The following is a 20,325-nucleotide window of genomic DNA, read 5'->3' as shown; positions in this document are numbered from 1 at the left end:
GGTGCTTTGACATGGTCATGGTGGTCGTTAGACAGAATAAGACCACGATCCTCGAATAGACTTTCGATATTCTATCGCCCGATCCAATCGCCTGGATTATGCCTGCAGTTCACCGATGAATTGGCTTTCGTCTTCGTCGCGAGTATTTTAGCCTGAGCTAGTCGAACGGTCGCTATGACCGCGGATGGCCCAGAGAGCCATTTGGAGATTCGGGAAATCACCCGCCACATGCAGCGCCAAGCCCGCGGAGTGAGGCATGTCCTTCCAAAGCCGGCTGTGCTGGTCGATCTCAAAGTAGGTGACGCCGACCTGGAAAGGGATCTGCCGTGGGGCGACCGGCAGAGGATTGATGACAATCCCCTGCAGCGCGACGTTGACTAGCTCTTTGATCTTCTCAGCCGGACCAATCTTAATTTGAGTGGGGAACTCGCGTTGCAGCCGTTCGGTCTCTACGTCGGCACGCACGGCTAGCACGAAGCTCGCCGTTGTGAGCAGCGAGCGGTCTTGCACCTCCGCGACATGGACACCATACTTATGCTGCTGCAACGGCAACGATATCGCCGTCTGCTCTAGCACTGTGCTCAGCGAGGATCGAATCGACCGGATCACTGGCACAAAAGTGTGCGACAAAGCGTCGTGCCTGTAGTTGACGAAAGTTGGAGGACGCTTCTCGGTTCGAGAAAATGTCGCCAGTTCACCGGCCAATTGGACCATGAGGCCATAAAGTCTCACTGGATTCACGCCTGCCGCTTTGGAAAGGTGGTGGAAGTACGGCTCGTAACGATTGATTGCCTGAAGAAGAAGGAAATCAGCGATCTCCGCCACCCCGCCCCCGCCCGATTGCGAAACCCGCGCAGCCAGCGCCTCACCCCGATGGTGAAGCAAGCCGCTTATTTCGATCATGTAATTAGAGAGAACACGGGAACTGCCACAGTCAGGAGTTGGCGAGATGTAATCCTCGTCGAGAACGATCTGCCGGTCGGCTCGAACCTCTATTACGCGCGCTATAGGAAGACAGGTGAATCCAGCGCGATCTGCAGTGTCCGGTAAGAGCTGAAAATGTAGCCTCGCCACTTCGATGGAAGCGTTGCTGCGTTCGCCGGCATTTGTGTCGACAATGTCCTGAACAGCAACCTTAAAGCGGGTCGGGACATCTATCTCTGCTCGCGCATCTGTTTCCACTGCTCCTGGCTGATAAAGTGAAACTGCGAGATAGATAAGCGAATCGCGGGCATTGCTGGGCACCTCGTACGGGCCTGGCTGGTCCGCGTCGTCGGGAATGCTAAAAGGAGTGCCATCTGGCAGCACTCCATGCGCTGAATCGATAACAATCTTTCCCAAACCAAGCAGCTCCTGGTTGAGCCTGAGGTGGGTCACGCCCCAGGCATAGCTATGCAAAACGGCCGTTCTACTGCGCATCAGCTTTTCGAAGTAGTGATCGTTTTGCTGAAAATGCTGCGGCCGGAGAAACAATCCCTCCGACCAAACGACCTTATTGTCCAAAGACATCCGCTGGCTCCACGTTGTTCGAAAAATCGAAGCTGAAGGGGAGCTTAGAGTGCTTTTCTAACACCCTCGCATGCGCAGCTGGTATTTGCCCATCAACGAAAGGAATTCCGGTCCGCTTTGACGATGACCGCATATGCCTCTCGCATGCCACTGGCCGTCGATCATCAGCTAGACAGTCAGACATGACCTCAGACTGATCGGGCCTTCGGGCAGCGTGACGCTGTGAAGGGCAAACGGGAATTTGGCTATGCTCGATATAGATCATTTATTAAAGGCGGTCAGCGACGGCAACCCATGCGGTGATGCTCTCGACTACGATTTGAGTTTTCTTGAACTTGAGATGGCCGCGCAGGGCAGGCCCGGTCAGCAGATGGGAGATTCCGTTGTAGCCGGAGTGGCTCCCGACTGGCACCAAGTGTGGCAGTTGAGCCTGGGCCTCGCTGCCCGCACGAAGGATTTGCGCGTCGGTGTTATGTTAACACGCTCCGCTCTCAGCCAATTTGGATACCCTGGCCTCCGTCAGGGATTTGAGTTGCTTGCCGGCTATGTCGAATTCTATTGGCCGGAGCTGCATCCGCGGCCAGACACAGAGGATTGCGGCGACCAGACTGTGCGACTTAATGCCTTGGCAAATCTCTGCGATCCCTCCAGGCTTATTGCAGAGATTTGCCAAGTCCCCGTCACCGCGTCCAGACAGTTTGGAAACTTTACCCTCCATGACTGGATGGAGACTCAGCGACCTCGATCGAGCGAGATCAATTCAGCGCCTATCGAAATGGCTTTCGGCGACACCGACCCAGCCCATCTCTGCCAACTCAGTGAGGAACTCGACGCTAGTCTCGCGGCTGCTTTGCGCTTGGATGCCAGTGTAAAGGAGCGCGTCGATGTCATCGATGCTGTCCGCTTTGAGCCGCTCATCTCGGTTCTCCGCCAGGGAAAAGATGTGGTAAATAGATACCAGCAATTGCCGCAGTCCGCCATCATGCGGCCACCGCTATCCCACGACCAGATACGAAATCCGGAAGAGATCCGCGGCCGCAACGATGTTATCAGCATACTCGACTGGATCTGCCGATGGTATCACGTGAATGAGCCAGCCAGTCCCGTGCCAGCCCTGCTTGAGCGGGCAAAGCGACTTGTATCCAAGGACTTCATGGCTTTGCTCACAGATCTCGCTCCGGACGGAGCTGCTCAATACCGCACGATTGCGGGTGCGGCAGCTGACTCTGGTGCATGAAGTACCAACCTCCAAACGCGACTAACATCAGGATAAATGGAACAATGGCAAAGGCAAGCAGTCAGAAATTCATCAATCGGAATCGTCCCCCTCGAGTCCAGATCGAATACGACCTGGAGACCTATGGTTCCAGAAAAAAGGTGGAGCTTCCGTTCGTGGTAGGCGTCATGTCCGACCTCGCCGGCAATCCCGCCAAGCCACTGCCGCCCGTGGCCGAACGCAAAATGATGGAGATCGACATCGATAATTTCGATGACCGGCTCAGGTCATTAAAACCTAGGGTGGCCATGCGTGTACCGAACCGTCTCACTAACGAAGGTCAACTCGCTGTCGACTTGACTTTCGAATCTATGGACGATTTCTCACCAGCAGCCGTGGCGCGGAAAGTTGAAAGCCTGAGGGTGCTGTTGGAGGCGCGGATGGAGCTTTCTAATCTCCTGGCGTACCTGGACGGCAAGGTCGGCGCAGAAGAGTTGATCGTCCGCTTCCTAAACAATCCCGCGCTGCTCGGTGCCCTTAGTGCACCTTCCGAGTCTCTGGACCCCATTAAATCCCCCGAGACGCCACCGCCATCTCCGGATACGAAGGAGCGGTGAGTATGACCGTAACAACCCCAGTGCATGAGCAGATACATCCCCCGGGTGTCGTTGGTCTCGATGATTTCGTCGTTCTTGTGCAGCGCGAATTCAAGCCCCGTTCCGTTCAAAGCCGCGAGGCGGTGGAGAATGCGATTAGGACGTTGGCTCATCAGGCACTTCGACATACACCGCTGATTAGTGATGATGCTGTTGAGACAATCCAGTCGATTATAGCATCGATCGATCAGAAACTATCAAAACAGATCAACGAAATACTCCATCACCCGGATTTTCAAGCGCTGGAATCAGCTTGGCGAGGCTTGCATCACCTCACGTTCAATACCGAGACTGACGAGACGTTAAAAATTCGCGTTCTTTCCATCTCGAAGAAAGATATATCTCGAACACTGCGAAAATTCAAGGGAATCGCCTGGGATCAGAGCCCGCTGTTCAAGAAGATCTATGAAGAGGAGTACGGGCAAGTAGGGGGCGACCCCTATGGCTGCTTGATTGGGGACTACTACTTTGCTCACAGCCCTCACGATATTGATCTGCTCACTGGCATTGCGCAAATTGCTGCGGCAAGCCACTCGCCGTTTATCTCGGCTGCCTCGCCGCATCTTATGCAAATGGATTCTTGGCGTGAACTTGCCAACCCGCGCGACATCTCGAAGATCTTTCTGACGCCTGAGCACGCTGCTTGGCGAGCTTTTCGCGAGAGTGAGGACTCCCGGTATGTGGCGCTGACTCTACCACGTATACTCGGGCGGCTGCCTTATGGCGCTAAGACCAATCCCGTCGATGAATTTTCCTTTGAAGAGGACGCTGACGGTAGTGACAGTGCAAAATATCTATGGACGAACGCGTCCTATGCTATGGGTGTCAACATCACGCGATCGTTCAAGCTCTACGGCTGGCTGTCCAGAATCCGTGGATTCGAATCGGGCGGCCTCGTTGAGGACCTGCCGGTGCATACTTTCCCAAGCGACGACGGTGGTGTCGACCTCAAATGCCCAACTGAGATCGCAATCAGCGATCGGCGAGAGTCAGAGCTCTCTAAGAATGGCCTTTTGCCACTGTTGCACCGCAAGAACACGCAGCTGGGCGTATTCGTCGGAGCCCAGACGGTCAATAAGCCGATCAGATACGACGATCAAGACGCCTCGGCGAATGCTGAGCTTAGCGCCAGGCTACCCTATATTTTTGCGACCTGCCGTTTCGCCCATTATCTGAAGTGCATGGTCCGGGACAAGATTGGCGCCTTTAAAGAACGTTACGAGGTCGAGGAGTGGCTGAATCAGTGGATCCAAGGCTTTGTCCACCCCTCGCCAGAGTTGGGGAGCGAAGAAAGCAAAGCGCAACAGCCGCTCTCATCCGCTGAGGTCAAGGTCGAGGAAACCCAGGATAATCCTGGCTATTACACCGCGATATTCTATCTGCGACCGCACTATCAGCTAGAGGGCCTCACTATCTCGCTGAGGCTGGTATCGCGGCTCCCGTCGGCTCGCTCGGCCTGAGTCTAAACACCGCCTCCGAAGACGACGCTGATCGGTGACCATTTCGGCCACCGATCCGAAACGGCAAATAGAGGACATTCAGAATGGCATTCGATGCAGTCATGAGCTTCACGCAAGCGTCTAAAGACGGAATCCAGCCGAAGGGGGAGTCCATTATCCTAAAGGATGGCATCACGCTTGGCGACCAATGGAGCTTCTCGCTCGAGAACAAGCTCAATATCGGTCCACACACCTCGGGCGCTGGGTCCGGTAAGGCCGAGTTTGAAGTCTTCACCATTAAGAAGCAGGTGGATAACTCCTCTGCCCCCCTGTATGTAGCATGTGGCCGCGGTGCCCATTTCAACAACGTTGATCTAAAGCTATTCAAGTCGACTGGCGCCGGACGGGCGACGGCCTCGTCGAACCTATTCCTGCACTGGAGTTTCAACATGCTGGCGATCGAGAAGGTCGAGTGGGCACATGCGGAGGACGCCCCGGAGGAGACGATTACCTTCCGATTCGGCGCCTGCAAGATCATCTACTACGGGCAGGACGATAAAGGTGTTCTTACGAAATCTGGGGAGGGTATTTGGAATCAAATCGCCAACAGTACGGACTTCAACAGGCTTGTCGCATGAGGCAAGCGCACCCTAGGGGTTGCGCTTTGCGCGTCCGGCTTCTTGCACTCCATATGGAGATTGAATATGGTCATTGCCAAGTGGAATTTGATTCAGCCATCGCTTCTCGACCGGCTAACGGACGACGCGCCGCGCGCTACGTTCGAATCGGCAAACTTTTACAATTTCTCGCTCAGCAAGATGCAAGCGCTGATCCTGCGTGACGTGTCCTGGCTGCTTAACGCAACTCAGTTGGCCGCAACCATAGACCTCCGGTCTTATCCCCACGTTGAAGCCAGCACCCTCAATTACGGAGTCCGCGCTCTTGCCGCGGTCGAAAGTCTCGACGCAAACGACTTAGGACAGGAGATCGCCTATAGTTTGCAACTTTTCGAACCTCGTCTCCTCGCGGAAACCGTCAAGGTTACACCGCTGCCTGACGCTCATAGTAGCGGCCCTTTTGGGTTTAGAATTGAGGCTGACCTCTGGGCGCAGCCAGTGCCGCTGCGGATCGTAATGCGTACTGACGTTGATGGAGGACGTGGGATCGTTCGCATTGTCGAAACTACCTCGGAGCGGAACTGATGGACCCGAGGCTTCTCCAATTATACAATGATGAGCTTGCATATATCCGGGAGATGGGAGCAGAGTTTGCTCGTTCATTCCCAAAGGTCGCTGGTCGGCTCGGAATGGAATCAGCCGAAGTTGCCGACCCCTATGTCGAAAGGTTGTTAGAAGGGTTTGCTTTCCTGGCGGCGCGTGTCCAATTGAAGCTGCAGGCTCGTTTTCCTGATTTCACGCAGCACCTGCTGGAACTGGTCTATCCACATTTTCTGTCTCCGATCCCATCGACGACGATCGTCCGATTCGAACCGGATCCCTTGGCCGGGCGGTTTGAACAGGGATATGTGGTGCCGCGCGGAACGAAGCTGCTCGGCCAACTCGCTTCAGACGCAGTCACCCATTGCGAGTTCCGCACTGCTCACGACGTCCATCTCTGGCCGATCGAGGTGAGTGCTGTAGACTACTATACCACGCCGTCGCAACTTTCGGCTCTAAATCTCCCACCCCTGCAAGACGTGAAGGCTGCGCTGCGACTTCGCCTTCGGACAACGAATGGAATTCCCTTCAACAAGCTCGCGCTTCGTGCCCTGACATTCTTCCTTGCTGGACCCGGCGGCATCGGCGCGGCAGTCGCCGAACAGCTTGTCGCCGATCCTCGCGCCATTGTCGCTCGGCCAGTTGGCCGGCCACCCCCATGGCAGGAGACAATCCCACTCAGCGAACTGCGGCAGTGCGGTCTGGACGACAACTTTGCGCTTTTGCCGGCGGTTCCGCGCTCCTTTGACGGTTATCGACTGCTGCAGGAATATTTCGCGCTTGCGGAGCGAACCTTGTTCATCGAGCTCAGCGGGCTAGCCGACGCGGTGGGCCTGTCGGCGACAGATACTCTCGAGATCGTGTTCGCGCTCGGCCGTGCCGAGCCACGGCTGGAACGTCACGTCGGAACTCATAACATCGCTCTCTTCGCGACACCGGCTATCAATCTCTTCGAGCGCCAAGCAGATCGCATCCACTTGAGTAACCAGAATTACGAGCATCATTTGGTTGTCGACCGAATGAGGCCACTTGATTTCGAAGTTCAGTCGATACTCGAGATGAGTGGAAAAGGAGAGAGAAGCGAAGCAGGCCCCGTTCAGTTTTTTCCTTTCTACAGCATTAGCGCCCATGGACGGGAGGTGCAGAACAACAGCTATTACACCGTTAGGCGACAGCATCGACTGCTGCCGGAGCACCAGCATCTGAACGGCGCCAGGACTGGCTATGTCGGCAGCGAAACATTTCTCTCACTGGTCGACCGGCGGGCGGCGCCCAATTCGGTGGATATCTCATGGTTGTCGGTGCGCTGTCTTTGCTCGAATAGACATCTTCCCCTGCTACTTCCGATCGGTCAAAACGAAACAGATTTCACTCTCGAAATCGGAGCTCCGATTACCGCCACGCGGTGCCTGTCGTTGCCAAGCAGGCCGCGTCATTCCTCCGCGAGCGGAGATGTGGCGTGGAAGCTAATCAGCCACCTGTCGCTGAACTATCTCTCGATCACCAATTCTAACAATAACAGTCACGGGGGCGCAGAGGCGCTGCGCGAACTCTTGCGCCTTTACGTCGATCCCGAAGATGCTCTTGCCGCACGGCAGATCGACGGCATACGAGAAATCCAGTCGCGACCGATAGATCGGCGACTGCCAGGCGGCGGACAAGCAGCTGTCGCACGCGGTACCGAAATCAGCGTTATCCTGGACGAAGCGGCTTTCGAAGGCGTGGGTATTTTTCCTCTCACTTCTGTGCTCAACCAGTTCTTCGCGAGATATGTATCAATCAACAGCTTCACGGAGATGGTCGTCTCGACATTGCAACGCGGTAAGGTGATGCGATGGCCCACAATGCTTGGTCGCCGGACGGCCCTGTGATGCAGAGCAAGCTCGACCACCTTCTTGGTGCGGTGGCGGCCGAGCCGCATGCCTACGATTTCTTTCAGGTTATGCGGCTCATCGATGTAATTTGTTGGGATGGCCCTCGGCTTGGGGAATCGAGCCGGCCGAACTTAGATAGGGTGCGACTTGGACAGCAGCCCACGCTGGCCTTTCCGACGCGGTCTATCGCGCACGTGACAGAGGCTTTAGGGAACCGTCCCGCCAGTATCTCCACCTACACCTTTGGCCTGTTCGGCCCCAACGGCCCGCTGCCTCTGCATCTGACCGAGTTTGCTCTATTTCGACAGCGCAATGCTGCCGATGAAACATTCGTACGCTTCACCGATATATTTCACCATCGACTAGCCTCGCTCTTCTTCCGCGCCTGGGCGGAGAGCGAGCCCACGGTCAGCCATGACCGGCCACATGCAGATCGCTTTGCCCTGCAGCTCGGCGCCCTCGCAGGCTTTGGAATGACCTCTCTTCATAGGCGTGACGCCATGCCCGATCTGGCTAAATTACACTTTATCGGACGGTTCGCCTCGCTAACCCGCAATGCCGACGGGCTAGCCGCCATTCTCGCCGGCTTCTTTGCGGCTCCCATCGAAATCCGTGAATTTATTCCGAAATGGGTTGAGTTGCCTATCAGCTCGCTCTGCCTTCTGGGTCGTGATCCACGCACCGGCACAGTTGGAAGCACAGCTACTGTTGGTGGCAGGATCAAAGTCTACCACCACCGCTTCCGCATCGTCATTGGTCCGCTCGGCTTGGCTCAGTACGAGCGGCTACTGCCAGGAGCACGTGACCTCGAGACTTTCGCCACGATTATTCGTAACTACCTGAGTGATGAACTGGACTGGGAGCTCAACCTTGTTCTCGACCACAAAGAGGTGCCGAAAGTTCTTTTAGGACATAGCGGTAGGCTCGGCTGGACCAGTTGGGTGGGCAAACGCAGGATCCTTCATGATGCCGCCGACCTGACCCTGACGCCAATCGTGCGTCTGCCGACCGGCGCGGATGTTCAACCTTCGAAGTAATCTCATGGAGTGGAATATTTGAGCTGCACGAGTCTCAACAGCAAGTCGAGTGTCCTTCGCGAGGTCACAGTCAAAAGTGCGACAACATTTAGCGGGGCGCACTATTCAACTTATTTTGAATTGAAGCCCGAACCGCTCAATAGCACGGCCAAGCAAGATTTGTGGCGGACTATACCAAATCGTGGCGTTGACCAAGGCATTCTCGCAGGGCGAGCGACCTTTACTAAGACTATTAAGACCTTGACGCCAGTGAGCACCTACAGCCCACCGATAACGGTACCGCGTGATCAGAAGAACAGGATGCGGACGGTTTCGTTGCGAGAGCGCCATCCATATGGCGCGGTCCGGCCAAAACATATCGCCCCTAGTCTTGCCGCCGCAATAGCATATGCCCGTTGGCCAATTGCCGAACAAGTTGCTGACCCTGTTGGACCTCCCCCGCACCCAACTCACCATCAGCCGCCAACTGCAGTTATCTCAAACCCGAAATCCACCTTCTTCATCAAGGAACGAAGGTGCTGCAGCATAAGATAGGTTGGCGCCCTGGGGATTATCAAGTCAACGCAACTGAACGGCGGCGGCGGTGGAGGCCAATCGGCGGGGCTCATCAACGAAGTCCCTCGTGCCGCCTTTCATATTTTCATCTGCGGCTCCGGCCGTGTCTCTTCAGCCAAGTGAACGAAGCGCTGCGGCGCTCTAGCAGCAAAACTAGCGGAAATCCATTATGGCCCAGTCTAAAATCAAAAATCTTCTGAAGCACAATCGATTTGTCGCGATTACATCGGCCGCATTCCAACCGGGAGATGTCACTATTCGCTGGCTCAAAGGCACCGAACGCCTGTCGCAACCCTTCCTTTACAAAGTCATGCTCGCCGCCCCGACTCCGATTCAGAATTTCGCCAAAGTTCCTGGCCAACCCCTGACGGTCGGCCTTAAGCTGAAGGACGCGGCAACGCGCTTTTTCAACGGCGTAATCACTCGGTTCGAATATCTCGGGCTGCACGCCACCGAGCACCTAAACTACGTTGCAGAGGTACGTCCCTCGCTCTTCTTACTCGACTATCGTACTAACAGTCGGATTTTCCAGAACAAGACCAGCATCGAAATCATTACGTCCATCCTTCAAGAACACAAACAAAATTTCAAGAACCGTACAGTCGGGCGGTTTCCTCGGCGTAGCTTTTGCGTGCAGTATGGCGAGTCGGATTTGAACTTTGTCAGCCGCTTAATGGAGCAGGACGGCATATACTACTATTTTGAACACGGGGCGAACGTACATGATCTGGTTCTTGTCGACAACCTTTCGAGCCACGCGACATGCATGCCTGAGACCGTGGAGACCCATCCAAATCTTAGGCCAGCCCGAAACCTTCATCATGATGATTTAATCTTGGACTGGAGCGAAGTCGTGTCACTGCAGCCTTCCAAGGTCGTTCTCAAGGACTATGATTATGAGAAGCCGATGGCAGAGCTCACTGCTATCGCGCACCTCCCATCCGTGCGGATAGGAGGCATTCCACCCGCAATGAATGCCGGTATCAACCGTTCTGGCGCCCCTGTCATGGCATCGGAGTCCCTGACTTCAGTCGTTTCCCCAACATTGAAAGAGACATTCAACTATCCCGGAGATTACAAGCAAAAAGGGGATGGCGATTTCTACGCCGCGATCCGCGCGGAAGAACTCGCGTGTAATTACTATCGCGCGAGCATTGAGACTACGGCTCGCCAGATCACAACAGGATCCATCTTCAAGGCGGCCAATCCTTTTAATTACGGCGAAGGGGGTGTGCGCCCGAAGGCCACTCAGCGCTTTTTGGCGATTGCAAACGAATTCATGGTTCTGGGGGATGTTGGAGACGATCCGTCGAGAGGGGTCGCCGGCCGCGATCTTGAGCGCTTTCTCTATCGTGGTAAGGTCGAGATCATCTCTGCGAGCACCCAGTACCGCCCGCCGCGCCTCACGCCGGTGCCCATTATCAAGGGGCCGCAGACGGCGGTCGTGGTGGGCTCGAAGGGTGAGACAATCGCCACAGATCAGTTCGGCCGGATCAAGGTCCAATTTTTCTGGGATCGCCAGGGCAACAAGGACGAAAGTAGCTCCTGCTGGATCAGGGTAGCCCAAAACTGGGCGGGCAAGGGCTTCGGCTGCCTGCTAATTCCAAGGATAGGTCAAGAGGTTGTGGTGGATTTCGTCCATGGCGACCCTGACCGTCCACTCGTGACCGGGGTTGTCTACAACGGCTCCAACCTGCCGCCCGAGGTCTTGCCGGCCAACCAGACCCGCTCCACTTTCCGAACGCACACCGATCGCGGCACAATTGCAGATTACAACGAACTGCGGTTCGAGGATAGACAAGGTTTTGAGGAAGTCTTTCTAAAAGCGCAGAAAGATCATAACGTCAAGGTCGGGAATATCTATGCCATCGAGGTCGAGAATCAATACCTCCTGACGTCAGCTGCGGCGGCACTCGGCAGCAGGATCGAACTGAGCCCTGACAAAATTCGACTCTCAGTGAAGGCCGCAACCGGTACGCAAGTCATCGAAATCGGCGCCGCCGGAATCACTCTCACGAACAGCCAGGGAGCCTCGGTTCAGATATTGGGTCCCTCGGTTATGATCAACAACGAAGCGCTTGTGGTGACCTGATGCCTGGTACCGTCCTTCACACAGGTACCATCGCGAGCTGCCCGCACGGCGGCATCCTCACTGTGGTAAAAACTACCTCGCCGCGCGTCTCCGTCTCGTACATGCCCGTGGCGGTCTTGACTGACCAAGGACTGGTGGCCGGCTGCGCCTTCACGCTTCCAGACGGCAAACCGCAGCCCTGTGTGACAACACGCTGGATCGCCGCCGCCACGCGCATACGGGTCAATGGTCAGCCCGTCCTCATTAATCCAGTTACCGCTCTATGCCTCTCGGCAGAACAGATCCCTGGCGGTCCGCCCATCATCGCCGCCAGCCAGAGTCGGGTGATGGGGACATGAGTACGCCCCAGCGTTTAAGCGCGGGATACCCGCCCGTCGTCTTCGAGCACGGCGCCATGACCGATGGCCCAGATTGCAACCATGGCCCACACCGCAGCGCGCCCCTTTCGTCGATGGCGCGCATGCTTAAACCGACCTCAACCTTGTACGTTGCCGTTGCTGTATTAAGGGGCTGCGCGGCGGAGATGCGTGTCATCCTGGGTCTTGAACTCGTGCCTCAGCAAGCATCTCCGTCGCCATGTCTTCGCTCGAACGGTTGGTTGGGCTTCGAGCCCGCGTTGCAAGGAGGAGCAGTCATGCATATCCAGCAATCTTTCATGGTCGGTATCGATGTCTCGAAGGCCCATCTCGACGTTGCCGTTGAGGGCAAACGCGCCGTTGTCCGCTTCGACAACAATGCGCCAGGCTGTGTCGCACTCACTGCGGCAGTGGCCGGCGCAGAGCTTGTCGTCGTCGAGGCGACCGGCGGTTACGAGATGGCAATCGTCAGAACGCTTATGGCCGCCGGTATTGCCGTCGCCGTCGTCAATCCCCGCCAGGTGCGCGACTTCGCCAGGGCCAGCGGTCGTTTGGCCAAGACCGATCAGGTCGACGCCCGCGTCACGCTCCACTTCGCCAGAGCGATGCGGCCGGCACAGATCCCCCATATCGACGACGGCCGCATCGCGCTTGCTGCGCTTGTCACCCGCCGTCGCCAACTCATCGACATGGCGGTCGCCGAGAAGAACCGCCTCGAGCATGCGCCTGAGGCCGTCGCAGCGCTGATTGGCGAGACCCTCGCCGCCCTCAAGGCTCAGCTCGCCCGCGTCGATGCCGCCATCGCGCTCGCCATCGAGGCCGAGCCCGACATGGCCGCACGCCGCAATCTGCTGCTGACCGTGCCGGGCATCGGCGAGGTCAGTGCCGCCGTGCTCATCGCCGAACTGCCCGAACTCGGCGCCATCGACGACAAGAAGCTCGCCGCCCTCGTCGGCGTCGCCCCCATCGCTCACGACAGCGGCACATGGCGTGGACAACGCCATATCGCCGGCGGCCGCGCACCGTCCGATGCGACCCTCTATATGGCTACGCTCTCGGCCATCCGTTGCAACCCGGCTATCAAGACCTTCCACAAAAGGCTGCGCGACGCGGGCGCGCCGCCCAAGGTTGCCATCGTCGCCGCCATGCGAAAGCTCATCATCGTGAGCAACATTATTCTTAAAAACATGGAACCAGCCCCAACAACACTGTTGCTGAGGGGCCAGCTCGGCCAATTTCCATCCTATGTAGGGAACACCATGAAATACCGAAAAGAACCTATCGTGTCTATCTCCGGCGCAAATGAACAAAACCTCGGCGCCGCCCTCATAGCAGTTCAATCGGCACTTTGGGTGGCGATTGAGAACTTATCGAAAATTCAAGAAGGTAAAGGTCAGAAGTGGTTTGATGATTTAGAGGAGGTCGCGCTCAATGAAGCCAAGGGCACCGCCACGATAGGTATCTCCATCGATGCTGAAGCAGAAAGCCTCAAGTTTGGAATCGATGTCCTTAAGGCAATCCTGCGCGCTAAGCGCATTCAGCTCGGATTTTCTGCAAAGGCATGACCCGACAGAGGTGGCTCGGGAAATTTGAACAGCTAGACTAAATGTTCGCCTGGGGACCAGGTGACCCGTCTCACAATATGCAGGTATCGAGGGTTGCGTAAGTTAACCTCGCACAGAGCCTCATGCATAGGAGACGGCATGAACGAGACTATCATATATGTTGGTTTGGATGTTCACAAAGATACGATCGCGGTAGCGCTTGCTGATGGCGGTGAGCGTGGTGACGTGCGTGCATTTGGCCAAATCACCAACACCCCTGCGGCTCTGTCGCGCCTGCTGACCAAGTTGGTTCAGCCGGGTCGAGCCTTAAAGTTCTGCTACGAAGCAGGTCCGTGCGGCTACGGTATCCAGCGACAGCTATCGGATGCCGGGCACGACTGGTGGTCGTTGCGCCGTCGTTGATCCCAAAAAACCCGGCGATCGTATCAAGACGGACCGCCGCGACGCCAACAATTTGGCGAGATTACATCGCGCCGGGGAATTGACTGGATACCCGATGCCGCTCATGAGGCGATGCGTGATTTGGTAAGGGCACGGCTTGCCGCGGTCCGCAGCCTGCGTCAGGCCCGACAGCAGCTCAGCGGATTTCTACTCCGACACGGCTTTCACTACGGCCGCCCAGCCTGGACACAGATGCATCGACGTTGGTTGCCCGGTCTTCGCTTTGAGCAGCCAATCCACAATATCGTGCTTGAGGATCACATCGCCACGATCGACGCAGCCACTGAGCGGCGAGATCGGCTGACGAAGCAGATCGAGACCATGCTGGGCGACTGGTCATTGGCCCCAGTGGTGGTCGCACTGCAATCGTTACCTGGCATGGCTCTGGTGACGGCGGCGACGATAATTGCCGAACTCGGCGATCTGAGCCGCTTCACAAACCCGCGGCAATTGATGGCCTATCTAGGGCTGGTGCCCTCAGAACGCTCTAGATGTGGTGCGGATTCCGACCTGAAGCCGGCCGCCATTCCAATCAAAAACCGGCCAGTTGTCGGCACCGAAGATATCCCTTGGGTCAGCAACTTTGGCATCAATCACCTCGCGATGAACGAGGACATTTTGATGCCGGCAAAGAGAAGGCTGACCATGAGACAATTAAGACAAATGCTTCGGCTTGCCGGAAGCGGGAGGAGCTCCCGCGAGATCGCCGTCGTATTGGGAATGGCGTTGGTGAGCGGATATGAATCGAACGCATATCGGCCTTTGATGTTGTCGGTTATACCAGCGAGCGCAGAGTGCGATTCTTTTGGGATTCCCGAATCGGTGAAAATCGAGCAAACGGGAGATTTGCAATGGGTTCGGCGATTGCATTGCGCGATGATTTTGATGGTCCTGCTCTGCGGCAGTTCGCGAAAGGGACCAGGGATGCCGCTCAAGCGCGGCGGCTTTTGGCGTTGGCGGAAATTTATGACGGTGGCTCGCGTACAGATGCGGCCCGGATCGGGGGCGTGACCTTGCAGATTGTTCGCGACTGGGTCGTTCGTTTCAATGAACACGCGTTTGCCGGGGTCCTCAACGGCAAGGCTCCTGGCAATCGGCCCAAGCTGAATGTTGATGAGCGCCAGGCCTTGGCCAAGATTGTAGAGCGTGGTCCGATCCCGGCTATCGACGGTGTCGTTCGGTGGCGGCGCAAGGTGGATCTTCCAGGAATTCCGGATCTCGATGGACGAGACCACGGTTGGTCGTGAATTGAAGGCTCTCGGCTTTGCCAAGCTGTCTGCCCGGCCGCGCCACTACGCCCAGAATGAACTCGAAGTGGACGCTTTTAAAAAGAGTTCCCTGCCGCATTGGCAGCCATCAGAAACAGCCTCCCGAAGAATACCGAGATCGAACTCTGGTGGGCCGACGAAGCGCGCATAGGTCAGAAAAACAAGATCACCCGCCGATGGGCTCGCCGTGGTACCCGACCTTCAGCGCCATTGGATCAACGGACGATGTGGGCGTACATTTTCGGTGCCATCTGCCCCAAGCAAGGTAAGGGCGCGGGCCTCGTATTGCCCTGTTGCGATACCGACGCCATGAATTTGCTGGAAATCAGCCAGGCAGTCGATGACGGCGCTCACGCGGTCCTCATCCTCGATCAAGCCGGATGGCACGTCACGCCGAAGCTCATAATGTCTATTGGACTGCGCCAGTGGGCCCATCGGTTTTGATCAACGCATGTTGGTATTATGCCTGCCTGACTTGACGCCGGACAGACTCCGGGCGTCCACATGCCAGCATGCGGTTGAGGACGATGCAACCGATGGCGACCTCTGTCTGCTGGGTGGCGAACGAACGAGCCCGCACACGTCGCCCGATCAGCCCCCCTTGTATCGCCCGATGGCGGTTTCGATCAGTGGACGCTTGCCGTAGCCGGTGGCCGCCTGCCATTGCAGCCGACCGTCTTTTGCGATCGCCGCTATGTGCTTGTCTCTTTGATCAGGTGGCCCTGTATCACCATTGCTTTCCACCGCCGTCGAACGCGGTGGAATGACGACGTTCGCGGTTGCGCTGTGCTGCAGGACCGTCTGATAGGTTGGCTTGCCATCATAGGCTCCGTCGGCGGTGACTGGTCAATCTCGCCGTCGATCTGGCTGAGCAACGGCTCCACCTGGGAAGGATCATCCGTGCCCTGATCGGTCAGCCTATGGGCAATGATCTCGCCACTATTGGCATCCACTGCCAGATGGAATTTGCGCCAGTTGCGGCGTGATCTGGCGCCATGTTTCTCCTCAAGCCATTGCCCGGCGCCGTACACCTTTAACCCCGTGCTGTCGACCAGCACATGCAGCGGGCCGTCCGGCAGAGGCGGGTTTCGTTGGGCCGGCAGCTTCCACGTTTGTGCCCGACGGCTCAGCGTCGTATGATCGGGGACGGGTATCTCAAGTCCCATAAGATCGAACACCGAATTCATGAGCCCTTCGGTCTGGCGCAGCCGCATTCCGAACACACAGCCCAGGGTCAGGGCCGTTTCGATGGCAAGATCGGAATTACGGGGTTGACCACCTCGCGTTTTTCGCCGTCGTGCATGCCATCCGGCCAATGCTTCCGGCGTCATCCACAGTGTAAGACTGTCCACGCCGACGCAGGCCTGCCTCGTACTCCGGCCAATTCGTCACCCTGAAGTTCATCTTTGCGATGTGATGACGACGATTGGCGTTGTGTTTGTACGGCATGGCACTCGGATCAAGCTGATTGCGATCCTGTTTGCCTATCGCCGAACCGTTCAGAAACCATTCATGCACCAAAGCCCCAGCCGCCCAAACCTCGATCCCTTCGCCCTTTAAAAGTCCCTTAATCGGGCCTGGAGTGCTCGCCGATCGGCGACGAGGTTGTCGAGGTCCCGCGGGGGCTGTCCTCGTGTCAATTGTCCAATCAGCGCCCGCGCCGCCTCCAGCAAAAAGACGCCGCAATCATGATTGTTCGGCTGCTGGGCCATCCCCATTCGGATCACCCTGGCTCCCACCCCCCTTGCGACCCGTTCGGCAGCGTCGGCGTTGTAGTCGTCGGCGGAGTCGTAGTGATAGGCAATCGGGCTGTTTCGATCGCGGCGATCAAGGAGTAGCAGCGACCAGTGGGTGCCGCGCTGATTGGGATCACCACCCTGGGCGTCAGTCACTGGAATGAACACGAAGTCGGCTGCATCCTCGGCACCCTCCTGCGCGGTACCGGGTTGGCCGCGGACCATGTACTGGAACGCCCTTAACTGGTCCGTCTGCATAAGTTGCACTACCGCGGGATCCACCAGCGTCGTCCGAGCGGCGAGATGCGGGTGGTTTCTCTGCAACTCACCCCTTAGGCGAATGAAATCCCTTTCGATGTGCCGGTCGTGCAGCCAATCTCTGTCGCCGAGCCAAGCTCCGGATTGATGGGTGAGAAAAACACCTCCGTCCCACTGCAGCTCGGCCGTGTAAAGCTCGTGGTTGATCAACAAGTGTGTCTGTGAGTTCCAGGCTGGCATGAGGCCGTGTGCAATTAGAGCGTTGGTTAGAACGTCCGGGGCAGGCTGGCGGCCGTGCTGCCAACGGCCGACGACAGAGCCGAAATCCGGAATATTGGCCGCGTCCCAGGGGCGTTCTTCCGGTGTCGGAGGGTGTAGCTCGTTCTGCGTCAAGCCGAACTCCGGCGTTAAGGGCGGGGCAAAGTGCCAGTTCTGCTGCCAACCGTCCGATGACTGACGCGTATTGTCCCAGGGGCGTTCTTCTGGTGTCGGTGGAGGTAGCTCGTTCTGCGTCAAGCCGAACTCCGGCGTTAAGGGCGGGTTAAAGTGCCAGTTCTGCTGCCAACCGTCCGATGACGGATCTATCTGGGGCGGGGGTGGCGCGTAGCCTAAGAACCCTGCCGCCACATCCTCCTGCCAGTTCTGCTGCGAACCGTCTGGCCAACCGAAGGTGTTCGAGTATGGCGCGATCGCCGGGACCTCTGACGACGGATCTATCTGGCTCCGGGGAACTACGACCTGCCACGGAAAAGGTTGAAGGCTTCCGCCTACATCCTGCGAATTTTGCGTCCGCTGGGCCTCGCGGTGTGACTCAAGCATGCGCAACCCGCCGGCCATTTCGGGGCTATCCAGGCCCAACTCCGCAACACGGTTTTTCAGCCTCGTCGCGTTCTCGATTCCGGTAAGGCTCTGGCCGCAATACCGGAGCGCCTCAGCTAACCTGCGAAGAGGCGTAGCATACTGGGAAATGGTCACCGGGGCTAACCTTCCGCGCGCCGTCTCCATTGCCTTATTTATGAGGGCCAGGTCTTCAGGAGAGGGACGACGCACTGCTCCCGTGCGCGTCGGCGGTGGCGCTTGATCCATTGGCTGATACCGTTCCTCCAACGGAAGGGTATCTCTGTGGTTCTGAAGCATTCTCAGCGCTTTTTTATAATAAGCACCCCCCTCGAGCTCGGCGTCAACATATGCGCGCAGCTGTTGGTCACTAAGTTGAGTTAGACTGGATCCGCGAGAGTTGAGCTCGCCGGATAATCTGCGAAGAGCGGACCGATTAGTTGCGATGTAGCTCTCCGCATAATCATTCCCCGTTGCCGTCGCGACCGCCTCATCAATGAGGCGCTGGTCGTCGGCAGAGCCCGCAGGCTGCTTCTTGGCATGATCGACGCGAAACGTCGTCTCAACGACCGTTTCCGGCTCCCGCGTCCAGTCCTTCGACGATTTCTTGCCGCTCCTTTGAGCGAAGGCCTTCTTCACTTTATGTGCGGCTGCTGCAAAGAATCCTTTTTTTTTCGGCTGTCGGGTTATCGGCTCCTCCTGCGAGGAGGTCGAAAGCCCGGACCGCGAGCGGCTCGAGGCTTCGTAAGACTGGTCTGTGCTGTGGCGCGCGCCGCTGATGTTGTTGTCTCGCAGGGAAGGCTGCACCGGCATGCGCATCGACCCACCCATGGACGTACGCCGAATTGCACCACGGCCTAAATGGAGGTCGCTCAGCTGCTGCGCCACATCTTCCCCTCTCAAATTCCTGATCCAAGTATCAGCCTCGAGATTTTGTTCGGGACTAGAGTCGGACGATTCGTCGGACGATTCCCAACCTGTATTGCGCATCGCGGTCTCTCCTTCGCCATTAGGTATCTATCATGGGTATGATACGGCCGATTCGTCTCTGGCCGTCATGCAAGATTGGTATTCCATGATAATGGTAATCCCCCCGCCAATTAATGGGCTTCAAAAGTGGAATTTTCTCCGGCTTTATGATCGAGGAGATTTCGATGAGACGAGCAGATTTAGCGAACCACAGATAATGGCCATCCTGCGCCAGGCAGAAGGTGGTGTCCCTGTACCCGAGCTATGCCGGGAGCACGGGATGAGCACGGCCTCATTTTACAAATGGCGGGCCAAGTATGGGGGCATGGACGCATCGATGATCAGTCAGATGAAGGCTCTGGAAGACGAGAACCGTCGACTGAAGAAGATGTATGCGGAGATGAGCATGCAGGCCGAACTGCTCAAAGAGGCTCTGGGAAAAAAGTGACGCGGCCATCTCAACGCCGGGAGATGGCCGGGAAAGCAGTGGCGTTGCGCGGGGTGAGCATTGCGCTCGCCTGCCGCACCTTCGAGGTCAGCGAGACCTGCTATCGTTACAGCACCAAGCTGAACGAGGAGAACGAACAGATCGCCGATCTCCTCATCGGGCTGACGCGAGCAAAGAAGAGCTGGGGCTTCGGCCTGTGCTTCCTTTACCTGCGCAATGTCCGGGGGCATCTGTGGAATCACAAACGGGTCTACCGGATATACCGCGAGCTGGAATTGAACCTGCGGATCAAGCCAAGAAAGCGCTTGAAGCGGGACAAACCCGATACGCTGATCGTCCCGGATCAACCGAACATGGTCTGGTCGATGGACTTCATGGCAGACCGCCTGGAGGACGGCAGGCAGTTTCGGCTGCTGAATGTGCTGGATGACTTCAACCGCGAGGGGCTCGGCATCGAGGTGGACTTTTCGCTACCGTCTGAACGCGTGATCCGCAGTCTGAACCAGATCATCGAATGGCGAGGCAAACCATACGCCATTCGGGTGGACAACGGCCCGGAATATGTCAGCGGCAAGCTCATGGAATGGGCCGAGAAACAAGGGATTGCCTTGAACCACATCCAGCCCGGAAAGCCGCAACAGAATGCCTATGTCGAGCGCTATAACCGCACCGTCCGCCATGAATGGCTCGACCAGAACATCATCGAAAGCATCGAGGAGGCACAGAAATTCGCCACACAGTGGCTATGGACCTACAACAACGAACGGCCCAATATGGGCATCGGCGGCATCACACCCGCACAGAAATTGAAAATGGCTGCGTGAATTCTACTGCAGAGCCCCGCTAAAAACG

11 protein-coding genes and 4 pseudogenes are annotated in these 20,325 nt (G+C 57.0%); 12 read left to right on the top strand and 3 right to left on the bottom strand.

Features of this window, described 5'->3' with window-relative positions:
* Window positions 1-147: 147 nt before the first annotated feature.
* Window positions 148-1,509 (bottom strand): type VI secretion system baseplate subunit TssK, encoded by a 1,362-nt coding sequence (tssK, locus tag J2J99_RS32520; protein ID WP_168301614.1) that lies wholly within the window; start codon window positions 1,507-1,509, stop codon window positions 148-150.
* Window positions 1,510-1,756: 247 nt separating this feature from the next.
* Between tssK and tssA the strand changes: the two genes are divergently transcribed.
* From tssA to J2J99_RS34415, 11 genes and pseudogenes are all read left to right on the top strand, one after another.
* On the top strand, window positions 1,757-2,746 hold the full coding sequence (tssA, locus tag J2J99_RS32515) for a type VI secretion system protein TssA (RefSeq protein ID WP_168301613.1): 990 nt from the start codon (window positions 1,757-1,759) through the stop codon (window positions 2,744-2,746).
* Between the two features lie 44 nt (window positions 2,747-2,790).
* Window positions 2,791-3,342 (top strand): type VI secretion system contractile sheath small subunit, encoded by a 552-nt coding sequence (tssB, locus tag J2J99_RS32510; protein ID WP_168301612.1) that lies wholly within the window; start codon window positions 2,791-2,793, stop codon window positions 3,340-3,342.
* Between the two features lie 2 nt (window positions 3,343-3,344).
* Window positions 3,345-4,841: a type VI secretion system contractile sheath large subunit gene (gene tssC / locus J2J99_RS32505; protein ID WP_168301611.1), complete on the top strand. Its 1,497-nt coding sequence runs from the start codon at window positions 3,345-3,347 to the stop codon at window positions 4,839-4,841.
* A gap of 83 nt (window positions 4,842-4,924) precedes the next feature.
* Window positions 4,925-5,458: a type VI secretion system tube protein Hcp gene (locus tag J2J99_RS32500; RefSeq protein ID WP_168301610.1), complete on the top strand. Its 534-nt coding sequence runs from the start codon at window positions 4,925-4,927 to the stop codon at window positions 5,456-5,458.
* Window positions 5,459-5,524: 66 nt separating this feature from the next.
* Entirely contained in the window at window positions 5,525-6,022 is a 498-nt protein-coding gene (gene tssE, locus J2J99_RS32495) for a type VI secretion system baseplate subunit TssE (protein WP_246735443.1), read from the top strand.
* On the top strand, window positions 6,022-7,908 hold the full coding sequence (gene tssF, locus J2J99_RS32490) for a type VI secretion system baseplate subunit TssF (protein WP_168301608.1): 1,887 nt from the start codon (window positions 6,022-6,024) through the stop codon (window positions 7,906-7,908). Before tssE ends, tssF begins: the two co-directional genes overlap by 1 nt.
* Window positions 7,908-8,948 carry a type VI secretion system baseplate subunit TssG gene (tssG, locus tag J2J99_RS32485; RefSeq protein ID WP_246763177.1) on the top strand — a complete coding sequence of 347 codons (1,041 nt, stop codon included), beginning with the start codon at window positions 7,908-7,910 and terminating at the stop codon, window positions 8,946-8,948. Before tssF ends, tssG begins: the two co-directional genes overlap by 1 nt.
* A gap of 724 nt (window positions 8,949-9,672) precedes the next feature.
* Window positions 9,673-11,595, top strand: coding sequence for a type VI secretion system tip protein TssI/VgrG (tssI, locus tag J2J99_RS32480; protein ID WP_168301606.1), 1,923 nt, complete (start codon window positions 9,673-9,675; stop codon window positions 11,593-11,595).
* Between the two features lie 655 nt (window positions 11,596-12,250).
* Window positions 12,251-13,156 (top strand): annotated as a pseudogene (locus J2J99_RS32475) (IS110 family RNA-guided transposase); the annotation flags it as partial.
* A gap of 498 nt (window positions 13,157-13,654) precedes the next feature.
* Window positions 13,655-14,446, top strand: a pseudogene (locus tag J2J99_RS32470) (IS110 family RNA-guided transposase); the annotation flags it as partial.
* A gap of 362 nt (window positions 14,447-14,808) precedes the next feature.
* Window positions 14,809-15,633: pseudogene (locus tag J2J99_RS34415) on the top strand (IS630 family transposase); the annotation flags it as partial.
* A gap of 52 nt (window positions 15,634-15,685) precedes the next feature.
* On the opposite strand, the pseudogene J2J99_RS32450 reads toward J2J99_RS34415, so the two are convergent.
* Both J2J99_RS32450 and J2J99_RS32445 read right to left on the bottom strand, forming a co-directional pair.
* Window positions 15,686-16,674 (bottom strand): annotated as a pseudogene (locus J2J99_RS32450) (IS5 family transposase).
* 107 nt (window positions 16,675-16,781) lie between these two features.
* Window positions 16,782-19,046, bottom strand: coding sequence for a Ulp1 family isopeptidase (locus J2J99_RS32445; RefSeq protein ID WP_168301602.1), 2,265 nt, complete (start codon window positions 19,044-19,046; stop codon window positions 16,782-16,784).
* Between the two features lie 196 nt (window positions 19,047-19,242).
* Here J2J99_RS32445 and J2J99_RS32440 point away from each other — a divergent pair.
* Window positions 19,243-20,297 (top strand): IS3 family transposase gene (locus J2J99_RS32440; protein ID WP_168301601.1). Its coding sequence is split into 2 segments (ribosomal slippage): window positions 19,243-19,471 and window positions 19,471-20,297, totalling 1,056 coding nucleotides; the frame shifts between segments, so codons are not numbered across the junction.
* The last annotated feature ends 28 nt before the right edge of the window (window positions 20,298-20,325 follow it).

Origin of the sequence: Rhizobium binae (assembly GCF_017357225.1) — a bacterium.
GTDB classification, from domain to species: domain Bacteria; phylum Pseudomonadota; class Alphaproteobacteria; order Rhizobiales; family Rhizobiaceae; genus Rhizobium; species Rhizobium binae.
The sequence above is the reverse complement of the archived record's forward strand: the minus strand, read 5'-3'. Positions and strand labels throughout refer to the sequence as shown.

What these genes read in the sequence shown, in the direction of transcription:
- tssK (WP_168301614.1), bottom strand. Translation starts at nt 1,509, where the DNA reads ATGTCTTTGGACAATAAGGTCGTTTGGTCGGAGGGATTGTTTCTCCGG.
- tssA (WP_168301613.1), top strand. Translation starts at nt 1,757, where the DNA reads ATGCTCGATATAGATCATTTATTAAAGGCGGTCAGCGACGGCAACCCA.
- tssB (WP_168301612.1), top strand. Translation starts at nt 2,791, where the DNA reads ATGGCAAAGGCAAGCAGTCAGAAATTCATCAATCGGAATCGTCCCCCT.
- tssC (WP_168301611.1), top strand. Translation starts at nt 3,345, where the DNA reads ATGACCGTAACAACCCCAGTGCATGAGCAGATACATCCCCCGGGTGTC.
- J2J99_RS32500 (WP_168301610.1), top strand. Translation starts at nt 4,925, where the DNA reads ATGGCATTCGATGCAGTCATGAGCTTCACGCAAGCGTCTAAAGACGGA.
- tssE (WP_246735443.1), top strand. Translation starts at nt 5,525, where the DNA reads ATGGTCATTGCCAAGTGGAATTTGATTCAGCCATCGCTTCTCGACCGG.
- tssF (WP_168301608.1), top strand. Translation starts at nt 6,022, where the DNA reads ATGGACCCGAGGCTTCTCCAATTATACAATGATGAGCTTGCATATATC.
- tssG (WP_246763177.1), top strand. Translation starts at nt 7,908, where the DNA reads ATGCAGAGCAAGCTCGACCACCTTCTTGGTGCGGTGGCGGCCGAGCCG.
- tssI (WP_168301606.1), top strand. Translation starts at nt 9,673, where the DNA reads ATGGCCCAGTCTAAAATCAAAAATCTTCTGAAGCACAATCGATTTGTC.
- J2J99_RS32445 (WP_168301602.1), bottom strand. Translation starts at nt 19,046, where the DNA reads ATGCGCAATACAGGTTGGGAATCGTCCGACGAATCGTCCGACTCTAGT.